This is a genomic window from Williamsia muralis (assembly GCF_051487485.1).
Lineage (GTDB): Bacteria > Actinomycetota > Actinomycetes > Mycobacteriales > Mycobacteriaceae > Williamsia > Williamsia muralis_B.
In genome coordinates this window covers 241708-261862 of record NZ_JAHVCV010000008.1, presented here as the reverse complement: position 1 = coordinate 261862, position 20155 = coordinate 241708, and the positions used below count along the sequence as shown (strand labels likewise).

At 64.7% G+C, this 20155-nt stretch carries 18 protein-coding genes; 5 read left to right on the top strand and 13 right to left on the bottom strand.

Features of this window, described 5'->3' with window-relative positions:
* Positions 1-18: 18 nt before the first annotated feature.
* The 7 genes from KXR83_RS21655 to KXR83_RS21625 all read right to left on the bottom strand — a co-directional run bounded on the left by KXR83_RS21655 (position 19) and on the right by KXR83_RS21625 (position 8853).
* Positions 19-1641 carry an AMP-binding protein gene (locus KXR83_RS21655; RefSeq protein ID WP_437426594.1) on the bottom strand — a complete coding sequence of 541 codons (1623 nt, stop codon included), beginning with the start codon at positions 1639-1641 and terminating at the stop codon, positions 19-21.
* 10 nt (positions 1642-1651) lie between these two features.
* Positions 1652-2827 (bottom strand): lipid-transfer protein, encoded by a 1176-nt coding sequence (locus KXR83_RS21650; protein WP_437426593.1) that lies wholly within the window; start codon positions 2825-2827, stop codon positions 1652-1654.
* Positions 2824-3294 carry a MaoC family dehydratase gene (locus KXR83_RS21645; RefSeq protein ID WP_437426592.1) on the bottom strand — a complete coding sequence of 157 codons (471 nt, stop codon included), beginning with the start codon at positions 3292-3294 and terminating at the stop codon, positions 2824-2826. The genes KXR83_RS21650 and KXR83_RS21645 overlap by 4 nt, the downstream gene beginning before the upstream one ends.
* Positions 3291-4325: a bifunctional MaoC family dehydratase N-terminal/OB-fold nucleic acid binding domain-containing protein gene (locus KXR83_RS21640; protein WP_437426591.1), complete on the bottom strand. Its 1035-nt coding sequence runs from the start codon at positions 4323-4325 to the stop codon at positions 3291-3293. The genes KXR83_RS21645 and KXR83_RS21640 overlap by 4 nt, the downstream gene beginning before the upstream one ends.
* A gap of 5 nt (positions 4326-4330) precedes the next feature.
* A complete protein-coding gene (locus KXR83_RS21635) occupies positions 4331-5494 on the bottom strand; it encodes an acyl-CoA dehydrogenase family protein (RefSeq protein ID WP_116917750.1) in 1164 nt (387 codons plus the stop codon).
* Positions 5495-5496: 2 nt separating this feature from the next.
* Entirely contained in the window at positions 5497-6555 is a 1059-nt protein-coding gene (locus tag KXR83_RS21630; protein WP_437426590.1) for an acyl-CoA dehydrogenase family protein, read from the bottom strand.
* 93 nt (positions 6556-6648) lie between these two features.
* The gene (locus KXR83_RS21625) at positions 6649-8853 is read right to left on the bottom strand and encodes an acyl-CoA dehydrogenase family protein (protein WP_437426589.1); all 2205 of its coding nucleotides are present in this window, start codon (positions 8851-8853) and stop codon (positions 6649-6651) included.
* A gap of 235 nt (positions 8854-9088) precedes the next feature.
* On the opposite strand from KXR83_RS21625, the gene kstR reads away from it, so the two are divergent.
* Positions 9089-9742 carry a cholesterol catabolism transcriptional regulator KstR gene (gene kstR, locus KXR83_RS21620; protein WP_062795870.1) on the top strand — a complete coding sequence of 218 codons (654 nt, stop codon included), beginning with the start codon at positions 9089-9091 and terminating at the stop codon, positions 9740-9742.
* Positions 9743-9815: 73 nt separating this feature from the next.
* Here the strand turns inward: kstR and KXR83_RS21615 are convergent, their stop codons facing one another.
* A complete protein-coding gene (locus KXR83_RS21615; RefSeq protein WP_023957391.1) occupies positions 9816-12356 on the bottom strand; it encodes an ATP-dependent Clp protease ATP-binding subunit in 2541 nt (846 codons plus the stop codon).
* 283 nt (positions 12357-12639) lie between these two features.
* Positions 12640-13245, bottom strand: coding sequence for a TetR/AcrR family transcriptional regulator (locus KXR83_RS21610; protein WP_023957392.1), 606 nt, complete (start codon positions 13243-13245; stop codon positions 12640-12642).
* A gap of 59 nt (positions 13246-13304) precedes the next feature.
* Here KXR83_RS21610 and KXR83_RS21605 point away from each other — a divergent pair, with 59 nt between their 5' ends.
* Complete coding sequence (locus KXR83_RS21605) at positions 13305-14159, top strand: alpha/beta fold hydrolase (RefSeq protein ID WP_437426588.1); 855 nt, start codon at positions 13305-13307, stop codon at positions 14157-14159.
* A gap of 18 nt (positions 14160-14177) precedes the next feature.
* Here KXR83_RS21605 and KXR83_RS21600 read toward each other — a convergent pair whose 3' ends face one another.
* Positions 14178-14915, bottom strand: a complete 738-nt coding sequence (locus KXR83_RS21600) for an NAD(P)H-dependent oxidoreductase (protein ID WP_437426587.1) — start codon at positions 14913-14915, stop codon at positions 14178-14180.
* 76 nt (positions 14916-14991) lie between these two features.
* Between KXR83_RS21600 and KXR83_RS21595 the strand changes: the two genes are divergently transcribed.
* Positions 14992-15351, top strand: coding sequence for a winged helix-turn-helix transcriptional regulator (locus KXR83_RS21595; protein WP_437426586.1), 360 nt, complete (start codon positions 14992-14994; stop codon positions 15349-15351).
* Positions 15352-15404: 53 nt separating this feature from the next.
* Here KXR83_RS21595 and KXR83_RS21590 read toward each other — a convergent pair whose 3' ends face one another.
* A complete protein-coding gene (locus KXR83_RS21590; protein WP_437426585.1) occupies positions 15405-15881 on the bottom strand; it encodes an anthrone oxygenase family protein in 477 nt (158 codons plus the stop codon).
* Positions 15878-16729 carry an NmrA family transcriptional regulator gene (locus KXR83_RS21585; RefSeq protein ID WP_437426584.1) on the bottom strand — a complete coding sequence of 284 codons (852 nt, stop codon included), beginning with the start codon at positions 16727-16729 and terminating at the stop codon, positions 15878-15880. The genes KXR83_RS21590 and KXR83_RS21585 overlap by 4 nt, the downstream gene beginning before the upstream one ends.
* 71 nt (positions 16730-16800) lie before the next feature.
* Here KXR83_RS21585 and KXR83_RS21580 point away from each other — a divergent pair, with 71 nt between their 5' ends.
* Positions 16801-17727, top strand: coding sequence for an AraC family transcriptional regulator (locus KXR83_RS21580; protein WP_437426615.1), 927 nt, complete (start codon positions 16801-16803; stop codon positions 17725-17727).
* 16 nt (positions 17728-17743) lie between these two features.
* Here KXR83_RS21580 and KXR83_RS21575 read toward each other — a convergent pair whose 3' ends face one another.
* Positions 17744-18760, bottom strand: coding sequence for an esterase/lipase family protein (locus tag KXR83_RS21575; RefSeq protein ID WP_437426583.1), 1017 nt, complete (start codon positions 18758-18760; stop codon positions 17744-17746).
* Positions 18761-18826: 66 nt separating this feature from the next.
* Here KXR83_RS21575 and KXR83_RS21570 point away from each other — a divergent pair, with 66 nt between their 5' ends.
* Entirely contained in the window at positions 18827-20110 is a 1284-nt protein-coding gene (locus tag KXR83_RS21570; RefSeq protein ID WP_437426582.1) for an outer membrane protein assembly factor BamB family protein, read from the top strand.
* Positions 20111-20155: the final 45 nt, after the last annotated feature.

The following is a 20155-nucleotide window of genomic DNA, read 5'->3' as shown; positions in this document are numbered from 1 at the left end:
ACCGGTTGCCGCTGAGGGCTAGACCGGCGTGCCCGTCGCGTCCAGCGCAGCCTGCTTGGCCCATCGGTAGTCCGCCTTGCCGGCCGGCGTGCGCTTGATCTCGTCCACCACCACCAGCAGTCGCGGGATCTTGTACCCGGCGAGCATCGTTCGGCAGTGGGCCTGGATCTCGTCGAGATCGGGTTCTGGAGCGTCGGGGCGAATCGCGACGACCGCAGACACCTTCTGACCCATCCGCTCGTCGGGTGCGGGAACAACCAGCGCGTCTGCGACGGAGGGGTGTGCGTGGAGGCACGCCTCCACCTCCTCGGCGAAGACCTTCTCGCCTCCGGTGTTGATGCACTGCGACCCGCGGCCCAGGAACACGATCGTTCCGTCGGCCTCGACCTGCCCCATGTCGCCGAGCACCGCCAGACGCGTCCCGTCGGGCAGTGTCGGGAACGTACGTGCCGACTTCTCCTCGTCCCGGTAGTAGCCGAGTGGGACCCTGCCGATGCGGGCGATCATGCCCACGTCTCCGGTACCGGGTTCCATCACGTTGAGCTTCTCGTCGACCACGGTCATCTTCGAGGTGGGTGGCATCGCCAGCGTGCCGTCCTCGCGGACTTCGAAGGCACCGTCGTTGCCGGTTTCCGACGCTCCGAAGTTGTCGCGCAGCAACAGGTCCGGCTTGGCGGCCAGCATCTTCTCCCGCACGCCCACCGACCAGATCGCACCGCCGGAGGTGATCGAGAACAGCGTCGACATGTCGACCTCGTCCTTGAGCTTCTGCATCGCGTCGGCCAGCGGGGAACCCATGCCGTCGCCGACGATCAGCACCACATTGACCTTGTCGGCCTCGATCGACCGCACGACCTTCTCTGGATCGAAAGCACGCATCAGCACCAGTCGTGCGCCCAAGGTGAGGAAGGTGAACAGCGAGTACAGGGCTGCGCCGTGCATGAGTGGCGCTGCTATCAGAAAGGACAGACCGGGGAATTCCTTGGCTGCAGCGCCGATCTCGGCAAGGTCCTTGCGGGGTTTGTCCTCGTAGGGATTGCCGCCGGACAGGGGCTTGTGAAAGAAGTCGTCGTGTCGCCACATGACGCCTTTGGGGTATCCCGTTGTTCCGCCCGTGTAGAGAACCCACAACTCATCGCCGGTCCTGGGCTCGAAGTCACGCTCGTCCGACTGACCCGACGGATCGAACAACCGAACGTCGACGCCGGCGTCCGCGGCGGCCACCGACAGCTGTTCGGTGATCTCGCCGATCACGAAGATCGTTCGCAACGTAGGGATCTGGCCGACGATTGTCGCGAGATTGTCCTGGTGCTCCGCTTCCTCGACCACGATCGCCACCGAATCGGAGTTCTCGAAGATGTAGAGCAACTCCGCGGGTGTGTACCGGTAGTTGATGTTGATCGGTACTGCGCGGATCTTGATGACACCGAGGATGGTGGTCACGTGCTCCACGCTGTTCTTGAGGAACAACGAGACATGCTCGGCCGCACCGATACCGGCAGCGGTCAGCATGTGGGCCACCTTGTTCGATTCGACCTCGAGCTGCCGGTAGCTGTGGTCAACGCCCTCGTAGGTGAGCGCCACCGTGTCCGGAACCGCGTCCGCCACGGTCTCGAAAACATCCGCCAGATTGAACCCCATCGCGCAACTCCTAAGCTGTGAGTACCAAACCACTTGTGGGAACGCCAGTTCCGGCGGTGACGACGACCTTACTGGCACCGGGAACCTGATTGACCGACTTTCCGCGAAGCTGCCGTACGGCTTCGGCGATGCCGTTCATCCCGTGGATGTACGCCTCGCCGAGCTGGCCGCCGTGGGTGTTGAGAGGCAACCGTCCGCCGACCTCGAGCGCGCCGGGTTCGCGAACGAAGTCCTTTGCCTCTCCCCTGCCGCAGAAGCCCAGTTCTTCGAGCTGCATCAACGTGTACGGCGTGAAGTGGTCGTACAGGATCGCCAGATCCATGTCGTCCGGACCGAGCCCGGACTGCTCCCACAGCTGCCTGCCGACCAGACCCATCTCGGGAAGGCCTGCGAGCTCGTCGCGGTAGTAGCTGGTCATGATGTATTGGTCGTTGCCGCTCCCCGAAGCCGCACCGGCGATGACGGCCGGCGGATGAGGCAGATCCTTGGCCCGCTCGGCCGAGACCACGACAAACGCCACGCCCCCGTCTGATTCCTGACAGCAGTCGAGCAGATGCAGCGGCTCGGCGATGTACCGCGAGTTCTGGTGGTCCTCGAGGGTGATGGGCTTGCCGTAGAAGAAGGCGTTCGGATTGACCGCTGCATGCTTGCGGTCCACCACCGAGATCCGGCCGAAATCCTCACTCGTGGCGCCGTACTCGTGCATGTATCGCTGAGCGACCATGGCGACGAACGCGGCAGGGGTGCTCAACCCGTGCGGATAGCTGAACGCGTTGTCGGTACCCGAGGAATTGTCCTGGGCCACCAGCGAGGTGTTCACCTGCCCGAACCGCATGCCCGACCGTTCGTTGAACGCCCGGTAGGCGACCACGACATCGGCGACACCGGTGGCCACGGCCATGGCTGCCTGCTGCACCGTAGAGCAGGCCGCACCACCGCCGTAGTGGATACGCGAGAAGTACTTCAGCTCACCGATCCCGGCGGAACGTGCGACCGCGATCTCGGTGTTGGTGTCCATGGTGAACGAGACCAGGCCATCGACGTCGGAGGGCTGGAGACCTGCGTCGGCGATCGCCGCGGTGACCGCCTCGGCGGCCAGCCGCAACTCGCTGCGACCGGAGTTCTTCGAGAAGTCGGTGGCGCCGATTCCGGCAATCGCTGCGGCGCCGGACAATTGCCCGCTCATCCGGCAACCCCCGCTCGGCTCGTTTCCGGCTGCGCGCCGGCGACGGTGCGATCCATCACCAGGGACACCTGCGAGGTGATGTGCTTTCCCAGACTGTCCGTCCCGACCACCTCGACGTTCACGAAACCGTCGGCGACCGAGGTGACGGTCCCGTTCAGTGTGAGGGTGTCGTAGGCGTACCAGGGCACACCGAGGCGCAGTTTGATCGACCGGATCTGCGCTCGCTGACCGGCCCAATCGGTGATGTATCGCTGCACCAGACCGGTGTCGGTGAGGATGTTGACGAAGATGTCCTTCGACCCCTTCTGATGCGCGAGGTCGCGATCGTGATGCACGTCCTGAAAGTCCCTGGTGGCCAGTGCGGTCGAGACCACGAAGGTCGGAGTGGCCTCGATCGTCAGTTCGGGGAGCGTGTCCCCCTCCTTGACGTCGGGAGGCGTGGCGGGCGGTACCACTTGTGTACTCACGACTGTTCTCCTGCTTTCGCGGGCTGCCAGGCATAGAGCGTCCATGCCTGGGTGTCTCCGTCCTCGCCTGCCGGGAAGTCGATGAACTCCACCTGCACCGGGAAGCCCACCTCGACCTGCGCCGGGTCGACCCCACGGAGTTCCCCGAGCATCCGCACCCCCTCGTCGAGTTCGACAAGAGCGATCACAAACGGCACACGTCGTCCGGGCACCTGCGGTGCATGGTGGACCACGTAGCTGTAGACGGTGCCCCGGCCCGACGACACCACGTAGTCGGTGGTCTCGCCCTTCGGCTTCCACAGTGCGGGCACCGGTGGGTGTTGCAGCGATCCGTCGGCACGCTGCTGGATTCGGAGTTCGTGCGCACGCACGCCGTCCCAGAAGAACAGCGTGTCGAGGGACGGCGTGGGACGCATCATCTTCGCGGGATCGAAGTCGTCGGTATTCGACCCGAGAGACGAGATAACCTCTCCCGCAGCCTGTTCGGCCGTCGGCGCCTCTGCTGCCGGCGACTTCTCGGCGGGGCGGAACTTGAGGATGCGGAAGTCCATCTCGGCCACCACCTCGTCGCCGACCTTCCAGATGTTCTTGGTGGTGAAGAACCAGCCTTCGCCCAGCGCGGTCTGTTTGGGGCCGACGACGTCGGTCAGCGCAGCCTCGATCGTGACGTGCTCACCCGGACTGGTGTAGCGATGGTAGGTCGAATCACAGTTGGTCGCGACCACCGACGAATAACCCGCCTGGTCGAGTATCTCGGTGACCTGGCCGAGTGGATCGTCCTCGGCGCGCACGCCTCCGAGGCCGCGCATCGTCCACACCTGGGCCATTGCCGGAGGTGCGACAACGCCGTCGTGGCCTGCCGCACGGGCCGCTGCGTCGTCGGAGTAGATGGGGTTGGTGTCGCCCAGCGCCTCGGTCCAGTTGTTGATCATCGGGGTGTTGATCGGATCGCGACCCGAGATGGGCGCACTGGTACCGGCAGCGCGGACCGCGTCGGTGGCCGCGATGATCGCGGCTGCATCAGATGCCATCGTGCTCAACGCTTTCCACGCGGCAGTCCGAGACCCGCGGTCGCGATCATCTCGCGCATCACCTCGTTCACGCCGCCACCGAAGGTGATGACAACGTTGCGTTTGGACTGCACGTCGAACCACTCGGCGAGCTCGGCGGTCGCCGGATCCGAGAAGTCGCCGTGCCGGCCGAGTACTTCGTCGATCAAGCGGTGGACTCGCTGGAGTCGTTCGGTGGCAAAAACTTTGGTGGCTGCGGCGTCGGCCATGGAGATCGAGTCACCACCGGAGGCGACCTGCCAGTTGAGCAGTTCGTTGATCCGGTAGTAGGCGTGGAGCTCGGCCAATGCCCGCTTGACGTCGGTGTGTTTGCCCGGAACCGTGCCATCGGGGCCAGGCCGGCCGGCCCAGTCGGTGATGCGGGCCAGCAGACCGTCGAGCCGTCCGGCCGGCCCCAACATGACCCGTTCGTGGTTCAGCTGGGTGGTGATCAATCGCCAGCCGCCGTTGACCTCACCGACCACCATGCTCGCGGGCGCTCGCACATCGGAGTAGTACGTGGCGTTGACGTGGTGGGCGTGATCGGCGGTGATGATCGGGGTCCAGCTGTAACCGGGGTCCTTGGTGTCGACGATGATCATCGAGATGCCCTTGTGCTTGGGCGCATCCTTGTCGGTGCGGCAGGCCAGCCACACGTAGTCGGCGTCGTGCCCGCCGGTGGTGAAGATCTTCTGGCCGTTGATGACGTACTCGTCACCCTCCAGCACGGCGGTGGTCTTGAGCGACGCCAGGTCGGTACCGGCGTCGGGTTCGGTGTAGCCGATGGCGAAGTGCACCTCACCAGCCAGGATGTCGGGGAGAAAACGTTGCTTCTGCTCGTCGGTCCCGTACACCTGCAGCGTCGGACCGACGGTCTGCAAGGTGACAGCAGGCAACGGCACGTCCGCCCGAGCGGCCTCGTTGACGAAAATCTGTTGTTCTATCTGACCAAATCCTCTGCCGCCGTACTCTTTCGGCCAACCGACGCCGAGCCACCCGTCCTTGCCCATCTGGCGGATCACCTTGCGGTAGGTGGGTCCGTGCCGTTCGGTGAGCATGGTGACCGCATCCTCGGGCGAGATGAGGTTCGAGAAGTACTCGCGCAGTTCCATCTTCAGCGCGCGCTGCTCGGGGGTGAGATCGATGAACATTGTCACGCTCCTGCCTCGACCTGCTCGGCGAGTGCGTCGAGTCGGTCAGTGGGCCCACCGACCAGGCGGGCAAGGTCTTTGGCCAGGGAAAAGTAGCGGTGCAACGGGTAGGTGAGGTCGACACCGACACCGCCGTGCAGATGGATCATGGTGCGCATTGCTGCCGGGATCTCCTGTGCCAGCCAGTAACCGGACAGAGCCAGGTCCGTTCCGGCGTCGAGACCTTCACTCAGACGCCATCCCGCCGACGTGGTGGCCAAAGTCATCGATCGGGCCACCACGTAGATGTCCGCGAGTTGCTGCTGAACGGCCTGGAACGTCCCGATCGGCTTGTCGAACTGGATGCGCTCGGACACGTGGGTGGCGGTCAGCTTCATCGCGCCGGCGATCAGCCCGTCCGCGTAGGCCGCGATTCCCAGGGCGTGGTGCTGCGTGAGCCACACCGGGTCGCCACCGATCACGATGTCGGCCGGCACATCCGAGAACTCGACCGTGTACTCACCCCAGCCCGATGACGACGTGGTGCGAGTGATCCTCACGCCGTCGTCCCCGGGTGACACGACCACAACACCCGCGTCTGCGGCGACGAGGAGCGCGGTGGCGCCTTCGGCGTGGAGCACACCGGTCTTGACGCCCGAGAGCTTGCCACCGGAGACCGCGGTGTGCGGCGTAGAGGTCATCGGGGCGCCGGGTTCGTTGATCGCAGCTGCGATCCAGCCACCCGCCTGCACCTTGGCACCCAGGTCCGCCGCGATGTCGGGCGCATGCTGCACCAGTGGTGCCAGTCCGGACAGCAACGTTCCGATCGCGGGAGTTATCGCGGCAGCGCGGCCGAGCGCGGTCGGCACCGGGGTCAGTCCCCCGACTGCGACATCGTCACCGCCCTGCGCCTCGGGTAGCGGCAAGGCCAGCAGTCCGGAGTCGGCGAGGGCCGACCACAACGAGCCCTCGAAGCCGCCTGTGTCGGACAGTGAGGCGTCCCACACCGACTCGTGCCTTTCCAGCACGGAGGCGATGACATCGCTCACAGTCTGGGCTGTCGAATCGAGCGTGAAGTCCACCGTTTTGCACCTCTTCAGTGAATTAGAACCTGTTCTAGTTGTATCAGAGTCGGGCGCGCGTCAGCTACGTGTTGTCGACACCCGGTCGAGCACTCAGCGCGGCAGTCCCAGCAGGCGTTCGGCGGCCGCGGTCGCAAGAATCTGTGTGGTGCCGCCGGCGATCGACAGGCACCGGTTGAGCAGGAACTCGTCAGCCATCTCCGAGTACTCCAGACCGTCCAGCCCACGCAGTCGCTGGCCGAACTCCGGCACCGCCTGCCGGTGCCGGACACCGATCAGTTTGCGCACGCTGGAGGCGGCCCCGGGGTCGGTGCCGTTGATCGACCCGAGCACCGCGCGCAGATCCAGAACCTGACCGAGCTGGGCCTGCACGATCAGCTCGCCCAGTTCGGCGCACTCGACCGCGTCGAGTCGGCGCCCCTCGATCTGTGCGAGCAGAGCCTCCATCTCCTTGCCGAGGGCCGAACCGCCCATCGCAACCCGTTCGTTGGCAAGTGTGGTGCGGGCCAGCCGCCAGCCGTTGTTCAGTTCCCCCACCACGCAGTCGTCGGGCACGAACACGTCGTCGAGGAACACCTCGTTGAACAGCGCTCGCCCGGTGATCTCTCGAAGCGGGCGGGTTTCGATGCCCCCTGACTTCATGTCGACGAGGAAGTAGGTGATGCCCTTGTGCTTCGGCGCTTCCGGGTCGGTGCGCGCCAGACAGATCGCCCAGTCGGCCGTATGTGCGTGAGAGGTCCAGACCTTCTGCCCCTGCAGTTTCCAACCGCCGTCGACCTTGGTGGCCTTCGTGCGCAGCGCCGCAAGGTCCGAACCCGCGCCGGGCTCGGAGAACAGCTGGCACCAGACGATCTCGCCGTCGAGGGTGGCGCGGACGAATCGCTCACGCTGCTCGTCGGTGCCGTACTGGAGGATGGTCGGGATCGCCCATCCCGCGATCACGAGATCTGGGCGGCGAACACCGGCGCGGTCGAGTTCTTGATCGATCAGCACCTGCTGTGCCGGTTCTGCCGCCAGTCCAAAGGGCTCCGGCCAATGCGGCGTGAGGTACCCCGATTCGGCCAGCGCGTGCCGCTGGTCGTCGGCGGCAGCGATGGAGTCGACGTCGGCGCGGACCTGCCCCCGGCGTTTCTCGGCATCACCGAGGTCCAGCCGATGCACCCGGCGCACCCCTTGTCGATTCAGCTCGGCCACCCGCGCCCGCCACGTGGCCGCGCCACCCAGCTGCGCCTGCCACGCCAGAGCCCTGCGCAGGTACAGATGCGCGTCGTGCTCGAAGGTGAATCCGATGCCGCCGAGGATCTGGATGCAGTCCTTGGCGTTGTCGACGGTGAGATCGGAGACCGTCGCCGCGGCCACGGCCGCACTGATCTCCACCTGCTCGGCGGCGTTTGTCCGCTCGTCACCCTCGGCTTCGGTGAGGTCGTCGATCGCTCCGGCCAGATCCCAGGCGGCGGCACTGACCTGTTCGCTGCGGCAGAGCATCTCGGCACAGATGTGCTTGACCGCCTGGAAGCTACCGATCGGCGCACCGAACTGCTCGCGCACCTTGGCGTACTCGACCGCGGTGTCCAGAGTCCAGCGTGCAACCCCTGAGGCCTGGGCGGCGATGGCTGCGATGAGGGTCGCGCGCACGTACGTGTCCGACAGGTGCAGCACGTCGTGCGTGGGGATCACCACCTCGTCCAATCGCACCTTCGCCAGCTCCATCGAGAAGTCCAGAGCGTCAACCGAATCGGCGATGATGCCGTCGGTTCCCGGTTCGAGCAGCACCCAGCGGTGGCTTCCGGCGATGTCGATCGGCGCGAGCAACGCCGACCCGGGGACGTATCCGGCGACCAACCCGAGCTCACCGCTCGCCGACAGGACGCCCCGGCGGGGTTCGTGGGCGGTGGGCGCCTGACCGCCGGACAGCACCGAGGTGGCCACCGCGGCGCCCACCTCACCGGAGATCAGCTGCGCGAGTAACGCGTTCTCGTTCGGGGCCCCTGACACGGCCGACAACAGGGCGCTTACCGCGGTCGCGGCGACAGGTCCGGGCACCAGGTCGTAACCCGTCTGTTCGAGCATGACGGCGAGGTCGGCGAACTGGGCATCCATGCCGCCGCAGTGCTCCGGGACAGCAGCGCCGAACACACCGAGCTCGGCCAAGTCCGGGAACAGCGCAGGCCAGGCTTCGCCGGTGCCGTTCGCCTCGGCGTCGCCACGCCGGACCGAGGTGATGACCGACACCTTTTTGGACCATTGACCAATTGCGTCGGCGACGGCGGTATGTTCTGGGGTGGAAGCAATGGTCACGGAGATCAAATCCTGCCTGCTCGGGATTGTCGGTGCGTAGTAGAACCTGTTCTAATATTGCACGTCCCAGGGGGCAGAATGAAGGGGCCCGTGTCGCAAAGTCGGAGAAGTCGCTTTTCCGGCATGAGCGATTACCGTGTACTTGGTCGGTTTCGACATCGCAAAGGTGTCGTTGCCAGATGACCTACATGACCGACCGACGCGAGAAGTCGACCTGAACGAAAGTGGGACCTCGATGGCAAGCCCGATCCCGACCGGAACCCCGGCGAGTAATGCCGCCGTCGGCTCGGAGGTCGACCTCGGGTCGAATGCACAACGCGAACGACGCCGACGCATACTCGACGCCACGCTGGCCCTGGCCTCCAAGGGCGGCTACGACGCTGTACAGATGCGAGCTGTCGCCGACCGTGCCGATGTGGCCGTGGGAACTCTCTACCGCTACTTCCCCTCCAAGGTGCACCTACTGGTGACCGCACTCGCCCGCGAGTTCGAGGCAGTCGAGAGTCGCGCCGACAAGTCACGCCTTCGTGGCACCACGTCACTCGAACGCCTGCGCCACGTGCTCGACATGATCACCATGGCGATGCAGCGCGATCCGTTGCTGACCGAGGCGATGACCCGCGCGTTCATGTTCGCCGATGCCTCAGCGGCCGCCGAAGTGGACAAGGTGGCGACCATCATCGACCGCCTCCTGGCCAATGCGATGGTCGAGGGTGAACCCACCGATCTCGATCTCAAGATCGCCCGTGTGGTCTCCGACGTGTGGATGTCGAACCTGGTGCAGTGGCTGACCCGCCGCGCGTCCGCGACCGACGTCACCAACCGTCTGGAACTCACCATCACTCTGCTGCTCGCCGGGCGCGATCAGGACCCCGAAATCAGGGACTGACCCGCACCCTCCGCATACGCACACAAAAGGGGCGCAACCACTTTCGTGGTTGCGCCCCTTTTGACTGTCGTGACTAGCTGTCGGTGGACTCACCGGTCTTGGCCAGCTCGACCGGGGTGTCCGGCAGAGCGATCGGCTTCTTCGACCCGACGAAGGTGAACTTGGCGTCTTCGCCTTCGCCTTCGCCGTCCCAGTTCTCCACGTCGACCAGGACGATCTCGCCGGCACCGATCTCGTTGAAGAGGATCTTCTCCGAGAGCTGGTCCTCGATCTCGCGCTGGATCGTGCGACGCAGCGGACGGGCACCGAGCACGGGATCGAATCCGCGCTTGGCGAGCAGGCTCTTGGCCTTCTCGGTCAGCTCCAGTGCCATGTCCTTGTTCCGCAGCTGGGTTTCCACGCGAGCGATCATCAGGTCGACCATCTTGATGATCTCGTCGCGGGTGAGCTGGTGGAACACGATGACGTCGTCGATACGGTTGAGGAACTCAGGCCGGAAGTGCTTCTTGAGCTCGTCGTTGACCTTCTGCTTCATCCGCTCGTAGTTCGAGCCCTCCGCATTCGACTGCGAGAAGCCCAGACCCACGGCCTTGGAGATGTCGCCGGTACCGAGGTTCGAGGTGAAGATCAGCACGGTGTTCTTGAAGTCGACCGTACGACCCTGACCGTCGGTGAGACGGCCGTCCTCGAGGACCTGCAGGAGCGTGTTGTAGATCTCCTGGTGGGCCTTCTCGATCTCGTCGAACAGGACGACGGAGAACGGCTTGCGGCGCACCTTCTCGGTGAGCTGGCCGCCCTCTTCGTAGCCGACGTAACCGGGAGGAGCACCGAAGAGCCGCGACGCGGTGAAGCGGTCGTGGAACTCGCCCATGTCGATCTGGATGAGCGCGTCGTCCTCGCCGAACAGGAAGTTCGCCAGCGCCTTGGACAGCTCGGTCTTACCGACACCGGACGGGCCGGCGAAGATGAACGAACCGGACGGACGCTTGGGGTCTTTCAGACCGGCGCGGGTACGGCGGATCGCCTTGGACACCGCCTTGACCGCCTCGGTCTGGCCGATGATCCGCTTGTGCAGCTCATCTTCCATCCGCAGCAGACGGGTGGTCTCTTCCTCGGTCAGCTTGAACACGGGGATGCCGGTCCAGTTGCCCAGAACCTCGGCGATCTCGTTGTCATCGACCTCGGCAACGATGTCCATGTCGCCACTGCGCCACTGCTTTTCACGCTCAGCACGCTCGGTGACGAGCTGCTTCTCCTTGTCGCGCAGACTTGCCGCCTTCTCGAAGTCCTGCGCGTCGATCGCAGATTCCTTCTCCTTGCGGGCGTCGGCGATCCTGTCGTCGAAGTCGCGCAGGTCTGGCGGTGCGGTCATCCGGCGGATACGCATCCGGGCGCCGGCCTCGTCGATCAGGTCGATCGCCTTGTCCGGCAGGAAGCGGTCGTTGATGTACCGGTCGGCCAGGGTGGCCGCGGCGACCAACGCACCGTCGGTGATCGAGACGCGGTGATGCGACTCGTAGCGGTCCCGCAGACCCTTGAGGATCTGGATGGTGTGCTCCACGCTGGGCTCGCCGACCTGCACCGGCTGGAAGCGGCGTTCGAGGGCGGCGTCCTTCTCGATGTACTTGCGGTACTCGTCGAGGGTGGTGGCACCGATTGTCTGAAGCTCGCCACGGGCCAGCTTCGGCTTGAGGATGCTGGCCGCGTCGATGGCACCTTCGGCGGCTCCCGCGCCGACGAGCGTGTGCAGCTCGTCAATGAACAGGATGATGTCGCCGCGGGTGTTGATCTCCTTGAGGACCTTCTTCAGTCGCTCTTCGAAGTCACCGCGGTACCGGCTGCCGGCAACCAGCGACCCGAGGTCGAGGGTGTAGAGCTGCTTGTCCTTGAGGGTCTCGGGGACGTTGCCGTTGACGATGGCCTGTGCCAGGCCCTCGACGACGGCAGTCTTACCGACACCGGGCTCGCCGATGAGCACCGGGTTGTTCTTGGTGCGGCGGCTGAGCACCTGCATCACGCGCTCGATTTCCTTCTCGCGCCCGATCACCGGGTCGAGTTTGGCCTCGGCGGCAGCTGCGGTCAGGTTGCGGCCGAACTGGTCGAGCACCAGCGAGGTGGACGGTGTGCCCGCCTCGGTGCTGCGGCCACCGGTGCCCGCTTCCTGCGGCTCCTTGCCCTGGTAGCCCGACAGCAGCTGGATGACCTGCTGACGGACCCTGTTGAGGTCGGCGCCGAGCTTGACCAGAACCTGGGCGGCAACGCCTTCACCCTCACGGATGAGGCCGAGCAGGATGTGCTCGGTGCCGATGTAGTTATGGCCGAGCTGCAGTGCTTCGCGCAGCGAGAGCTCGAGGACCTTCTTGGCGCGCGGGGTGAAGGGGATGTGGCCCGAGGGAGCCTGCTGGCCCTGGCCGATGATCTCCTCGACCTGGCTGCGGACGCCTTCGAGGGAGATACCCAGCGACTCGAGCGACTTGGCGGCGACGCCTTCACCCTCGTGGATCAGACCCAGCAGGATGTGCTCGGTGCCGATGTAGTTGTGATTGAGCATCCGCGCTTCTTCTTGGGCCAGGACGACAACCCGGCGAGCGCGGTCGGTGAACCGTTCGAACATTGTTCTCCCTTACGTTTCTATGGGTCGAGCTCGGCCTTCGGCTTCGTCTCCCAGTGTGTCTGGTCGACAGGCTCCGGTCTTCCCAGGGTTGGCAGTGTCGACGATGAACCGATAGCTCACCTGCAACAGCCTTGCTCCCACTGTAATGGCCGCAGGTCACCGGCACCGCAGATGTGTCGCCGAGCCCTCGGATGGCACCCCTTGATCGAGGGTCACAAATGGTCAACGCCGCAGCTTGCAAGGGTGTTTGCGCTGGGGATACGCCGTCAGCGAACGCGTTCGCTCATTCGATCGTGATGGCGCGAATCAGTCTACGGGCGACATCGAGCATCTCGACTCGCGCTTTCTCGGGCTCGGCAGACCTCGCCACATACATCGCTGCCTCGTCCACTGCGCCGATCATCGCATGTGCGAGAGGCCGGACCGGTTGCGCCGGCGCAGTGCCATCGGCGATCGCCTGTTCAATCAGCGACTCGATCAGTCCCATCGCGTAGCGGGCGCCTGCCTCACGCCACGCTTCCCAGCCGAGCACCACCGGGGCCTCGAGCAGGATGATCCGGTGCACCTCGGGGTCGGCGCACAATTCCAGCCATTCCCGGACGCCCACTTCCATAGCCTCGAGTGGGCCATCGACCCCAGCCGCGACGACGGCCTCGGTGACCTTGCCCATCACCTCTTCCTCCACCTGCTCGAAGACCGCGACGAACAATTCGTCCTTGTCTGCGAACTGGTGATAGAGCGCACCTCGGGTGACGCCGGCCTGGGCGACGATCGCCTGCGTGCCGACCCCGCTGAATCCGTGCTCGGCGAACAGGGTGCGCCCGGCCGCGATCAGCGCAGCCCGCGTCGCGGCGGTGCGCTCGGCTTGAGTACGACGATTGACTTCCATGCAGCTTGTATGTAACTTCCATGCTAGGTGTACGTAAATAGCAACAGAAGGGTACCGCCATGGAGACCATCGAGCTGAATCACGGCACACTCGAATACCGGGCCGTCGGTCCAGTGGATTCATCCCACCCGCCGGTGCTGTTCGTTCATGGGGCGCTGGTCGACGGGCGCCTCTGGGATTCGGTCGCCGATTCGCTCGCGGCGCGGGGATACCGCTGCATCCTGCCGACACTGCCGCTGGGCTCTCAACGGATACCTGCCGGCCCCACTGCCGACCTGTCCCCGCGCGGACTCGCAACGATGATCCGGGACTTCGCTGCCGCCCTCCATCTCGACGACGTCACCCTCGTCGGCAACGACACCGGTGGAGCGCTGTGCCAGTTCGCGATCGATGCACATCCGGAGTTCGTCGGCAGGCTCGTACTGACCAATTGCGATGCCTTCGACACGTTCCCGCCGTTCCCGTTCAATGCGCTTTTTGCCCTCGGCAGGTTCAAGCCGATCCTCAAACCTTTCGCCGTTGCACTCTCGGCGACTGCGATACGGCACTCCGCCATCGGATTCGGGCTCCTTGCGACCCGCCCCGACCCGGAACTGACCAGGTCATGGCTGACGCCGGCGCGTGAATCCGACGCGGTGCGCGCCGATCTGGCTGCGTTGGCGCGCACGATCAAGCCTGCCGAACTCGACCAGGTGACGCGCCGCCTCGGCACCTTCGACAAGCCGGTGTCGGTCGTGTGGGGAATGAAGGACAAGTGCTTCAAACCAGCGCTCGGACGGCGACTCGCCGCGCAGTTCCCGAACGCGACGTTCACCGAGGTGCAGGACGCCAGAGCGTTCGTATCCCTTGATGAACCCGATGCAGTTGTGCGTGCGGTGGAGAAGATCTCGGCATCGGCGCAATCGTCCAGCTAAGCCTTCGTGTCGACGGACTCAATCGGCACGGATGTGCATGGCGAGTCCGTCCGACTCGCACGCATGCTCGGGTGCCAGCGTCCTGTCGGGGCGGTAGTCACCAGAGTCCAACGCCCGGTAGCGAATCGGCTCCTCGTCGAAGACGGTGTCGAGTCGGTCGAACAACCGCCGGCACTCGTCGTCGGCGCCAGTCCAGCCGGGGACGTCCGTTCCGGCGATGAGGTGAGGCCTCAACGCGGATATGCCTGAGTACCAGAGAGTTCCGTGAAGCAACGGAAACAACAGTAATTCGACGTCGCCATTGATCCCTCGAGGGTCGAAGGACGATTGCCGATCACCGGCGGTGACGATCGTGAGCGCTCTGCGCCCGGCCAGGCCTCCGTCGCCGTACTTCAACGTTCGACCGGTCTCGGGGTGTTTGATCCCGTACGCGAAACCGCGGGAGAAAACGCGGTCGAACCAGCCCTTGACGATGGCGGGCATCCCATGCCACCAGAGTGGGAACTGGATGATGAGCAGATCGCACTCGCGCAGGAGGTGCTGCTGCGCAACCACTTCGGGCGCCGGGCCAACGGTCCCGGACAGCTCCGATGAATCCAAAACCGGATTCCAGCCGAGTTCGTGCAGGTCGACCACGGTGACCTCCGCACGGCCGCGCAGGTTCCGGGACGCGGTTTCCATCAGCTGATGATTCAGCGAGTCGGACTCGGGATGTCCGTAGACCCACAGGACTTTGGTTGCGTTGTTCTCTGCCACGGACCTAGTGTGCAGCCAAAGGTGCGCAGCGAACAGTACGCACAATCTTGTCCATAGCGACTGAATGGATAGTGTCATGCGTGAAGCGATCAGGAAGGCAGCGGAGGTCTGCCCCGTCGAAGTGGCCGTTGCCGTTCTGGGCGGGTCGTGGAAGATGACCATCGTCAAGCACCTGACTGAGGGCACCCTCCGATTCGGCGAATTGGGAAGGGCCGTCGGCACCGTCACCCCTCGCGTGCTCGCCCGGCAACTTCGCGAGTTGGAAGCCGACGGCATCGTGCTGCGCACCGTGTACTCCCAGGTACCCCCCAAGGTCGAATACTCGCTGACCCCTCTCGGCGAGACCCTGGCACCGATGGTCCGCGCACTCAACGATTGGGGCGCGGGCTACCTGGACCAGGTCGGTGCACCTTCCGCGTCCGAGGCCCCCACCTGATCCACGGCCGGAGTCGTGATCCGCGACGGCGGGACAACAAGCGGGCGGAAGTCTCACCTGGTGACCAAGCCGGCGAGGAGAACGGCGAACGCCACCGTATGCACGACTGCGCGAATGAGATTCCATCGCACCCAAGCATTTTCGAAGCCCGCTCTGGCTGCTGCCGGATCGGCGACGTTCGACGTCCCGCCGATGGCGGCCAAGTCGTTGTTCAGGGGGATGTTGAACACGATGGTGATCAGCAACCCGACCACGTAGGTCACCGCCCCGGCGACGATCCACCAGAAGATCGGCTGGCCGCGGTAGAACACTGCTGCCGCGGCGGTGAACGCCAGACCGCCGAAGAAGAGGAGCAAGAACAGAGGATTGACGATCACCACGTTGATGCGTTGCATCGAGGAGACGAAGACCTGATCGTCTGTCTGAGCCAGTCCTGGCATCACCGCATAAGCGAAGGCGCAGAACAGTCCTGCGATCAGACCGACGGCCAGGACCGCTGCGATGAGGAGTGACTCGCGTAACGCAGTCATGCCTGAGCTCCGTCGAACCAGGCGCCCTCGGCAACCGACTTCTCGGTGAAGTCGGCAAAATCCGTGGGTGCACGGCCCAGCAGTTCACGCACCCCGTCAGTGGTGTTTGAATTTCTCCCATCGAAGAGGGTCCCGAACAACGAGATGACCATGTCGGCGTAGTCGTCGGGCACACCAGCTTCTGCCATTGCCGCGCCGTAGTCTTCCAAAGACACTGTCACATAATCGATCTCGCGATTCACCGCCGCCGCGATCTGGGCAGTGGCCTCGGCGAATGTCAGGAGCCTGGGACCGGTCAACTCGTACACCCTCCCGTCGTGACCTGACCTCGTCAGCACCGTCACCGCGGCGTCGGCAATGTCGTCGGCATCGATGAACGGCTCCCCCACTGCGTCCACAGGCAGCACCACCGCTCCTTCACGCACCCCGTCCGCCAGAAATGATTCGGAGAAGTTCTGCGCGAACCAGCTGCAGCGCAACACCGTTGACGCCATGCCCGAGTGCAGCACGATCTCTTCGCATACGCGTGCCTCGGGCTCTCCACGGCCCGACAGCAGGACCAGCTTGTCCACGTTGGCGTCTCGTGCGGCCTCGGCAAACGCCCTGAGATCATCGGCGGAACGTTCGACGATGAGGTCAGGCTGGTAGGTGACGTACACGGCACCGGCGCCGTCGAGTGCCGGCCTCCAGGTCGTGCGGTCGGTCCAGTCGAATCTGGTCGCGCTGGAGCGGCTCGCCAGTCGGGTCGGTACCCCGAGGCCGGCGAGGCGGTGGGCGACACGACGACCGGTCTTGCCGGTGGCGCCGATGATGAGAACTGGACGACGGGTGTGCGTTGTGGTTGTCATACGTCTGAGTACATTCCTCGACCTTGAGCCTTTCCATAGCCTGAACGCTCGCTTTCATGTGTAATCGTCCAATGGATGCGCTCGGAAGTGTGCTCAACGGTCCTCGCGCCGCCGGTGCCTTTCTGTTGCGGGTGGTGATGTCACCGCCGTGGTCGGTGCGAATCGAAGACGAAGCGCCCGTGACCGTGGTGGTGGCGGTCAGCGGTACCGCCGCGGTGCGCTTCGACGACGGCGAGATCACGTCGATGTACCCGGGCGATGTCGCGGTGCTCCGCGGCCCCGACCCGTACGTCTACGGCGACGTGGGGGCACCGCCGGCGGCGTTCATCCAACCCGGCCAGCGATGCGTCCGCGCCGACGGTTCCGATCTGGTCGACGAGATGAATCTCGGTGTTCGCACCTGGGGCAATGACGCGGCCGGCGATTCGGTGTCCCTCGTGGGCTCTTACGGCGCGACGGGTGAGGTCTCGGCTCGACTGCTTTCCGCACTCCCCCGGTTGATCACGGTGCAGGGTAACGCTGCGCTGACGTCACTTCTCGCGGCCGAGATGACGCGGCGAGCACCGGGCCAGGAAGTGATGCTGGACCGCCTGCTCGACCTCCTGCTCATCGACACCCTACGAGCCTGGTTCTCGAGGCCCGAATCGGCGGGGCCGACGTGGATTGCGGCGGAATCGGATCCAGTGGTGGGCCAAGCGCTCTCCTTGATCCACCACAATCCAGAGCATCCCTGGACGGTGTCCGACCTGGCCCGCCGATGCGCTGTATCTCGCGCGGCACTCGCACGGCGGTTCAACGACCTCGTCGGGGAACCACCGATGACTTACCTGACGACGTGGCGACTGTCCATGGCGGCCGATCTATTGGCGTCGGGCGATCACACTCTCGAGGCGGTTGCCCGAGAGGTGGGATACGGCAGTGCTTTTGCGCTGAGTGCCGCGTTCAAACGCGTTCGGGGAATGAGCCCGCGCGACTACCGCAGATCGCTTGCCGGGTGATCGACTCCGGTGTCTGTCAGGATCCGAAGAAGGGGGGCACGAACATACACGGAACGTCTCGGGCGTCCCTTTGATCGTCGAGCGAATCGAGGACGTACAGCGCCGCCCGCTGCGAACCGCAGATCGCAAGGTGATCGCTGTAATCATGTGAACAATTCTCTTGCACAACGATGTTCGTGACCGACCTGTCTTCACCGCCGGGAAGCTGGCCGCTGCTGTACGGCACCACGAACTCGTCGTACTTCGTGGAGATGTTGATGTAGTCGATACCGGGTAGATAGGGTCCGCCGTCAGCGCTGATCTTCGAGATGAAATCCGACCCTGCCATCATCTGCGGCGCCGAATAACAGGGCAGGACCTTTGTCGGATCCAGACCGAGCGGCAGATTGATTCGTTGCAGCACACCTTGGAAGGCGGACGTCCCCTGCCACAACGGCGCGATGGACACGTACTTGCGAATCTTCTGGTGTCCGCCGAGGAACTTCGCCCAGTAGCTGGGCATCAGCGTCCCCTGTGAATGTCCGACGATATCGACCTTGTCGGCGCCGGTGGCATCGAGGATCTTGTCCACGAACTCCCCGAACTCGACCGCGCTGTCCTCCATCCTCGCCATCCCGCCGATTGCCGACAGCGGCCACGGCACACCTTTGATCGCGCCGTAGGTCAGCGAGAACACGGAGAAACCCTCGTTGAGCAACAGCGGCACATAGGTACCCCAATTGGTCTGCGCCCCACCGCCGGTTCCGTGGACCAGGACCACCGGATTCGGATGGTCCTGGCTCAGCGGTTTGTCCCAGTCGTTCGCACCGGGAAGGTGACCGCCCGGATTACGGAGTTCGTACGGGATACCGGAGAAGAAGTTGTAGGCGACCTTGCGTTCCTGCGCAGTGGCGGCCGCGGCGGGATTCGGCACGCCCGCGAGCCCGTTCAAAGCGCCGGCCTTGGGTTGCGCACGGCCCCGGAGCATGCCACCCACGCGTAGCGGCACGGTCATCGCGTCGCCCAGGAGGCGACCGAGCGCATTGTTGGGCATGTGTCCAGGTTAAGGGGTGTGTCGTGGGCCGATGTTCACCCTGGTCGGTATGGGTGTCGTGATTGGATGGACGACATGCCCAAACGCCGATCCATGCCCGGAATCGGATCCGTTGTGTTCCTGCTGTCCGTCGCGATGGTTGTGTCCGTCGGTCTGGTGTTCTCGGTCAGCCCGACCGCTGACGCCACGGCGTACGGCAACGGCCAGCTCCGTCCGTACCCGACCACACCAGAAGAGCGGTGGAGCCTCGACCTCACCAGCATGCAGACCTACGGGGAGGGCGACACCCCGGAAGTGGTGGGCACTTTCGGTGACGTCTGGTTGGTGGCCTATCCATCGGGGCTCGGCAACACCTATTCGGCAATCGATCACCGCACCGGTGAACAGTTGTGGGATACGCCGATCGACGCCGGGCTCGGTTCTTGCGCGATCAACGGCAGCGGCGAAGTGGGGTGCGCCCTGAATCTGGCGGACCAGCCAGACGGGTTCTATCTCGCAGACCTGACAACCGGCCAACTGCGGGATGTCTCGCCCGACAACGACACTCAGTCGGTGACGGGTGTGGGGCCGGACTTCCTGCGGGTCAACGGGTCCGGCTATCAGGTCACCCGTAACAAGCCCGACGGCACACAGCTCTGGGCCCGTTCATTTGCGGCGGCAGCGAAGACCGAGGTCGATGGCGAGCTTGTGGTGATCAGCGCGTCGGACGGTTCCAAACACGTCATCGATCCGGCGACAGGGGCCGACAAGTTCGGTTGCGCATCGTGCGATCTGCGCATCTATCCCACCGGTGTGGCCCTGCAGTTCACCGATGCCGGATCCCCTCGCGTCGAGTTCTATACGCGTGGCGGAACCCGCACCTCCGTGAACGAGGGACAACAGCTGGTGTCGGGACCGGCAGTCCTCGCTGTGACCACCGGGTCCGGCCCGGGACAGGTCATGCAGACCCAGGGCGCCTACTCGGTCTTCGACCCCGCGCAGAAAGACAAGCTGTGGCAGGTCACCGATCCCGAGCTGTCGAAGGTGGCCTCGCGGCCGTGCGGCTCCGTGGTCGCTTTCGCCCGCAAGGACGGGAGTCGGTCGATCCTCGACCTGCGGACCGGAGAGAAGGTGGGCGAGGTCCCGCGCCCCGAGCCGGGACAACCCGGTACCAACATCGACTACCTCAACTGCGTCGGACAGGGCGAGGACACCGCCGTGTTCGGCAACGCGGGCGAGCTCACAGCGTTCAACATCGGTGACGGATCCGTTGCCTGGCAGCGGTCGATCGTCGGTGGTCAAGCCGCCATCGTCGACGGATATCTGGTCCTCGAGGAGGGCACCACCCTCTCGCTCCTGGCGCCGTCGTAAAAAAGTTTCGTCAGAGGCCGTCGGATAACGCCCCGCCGGGACGAC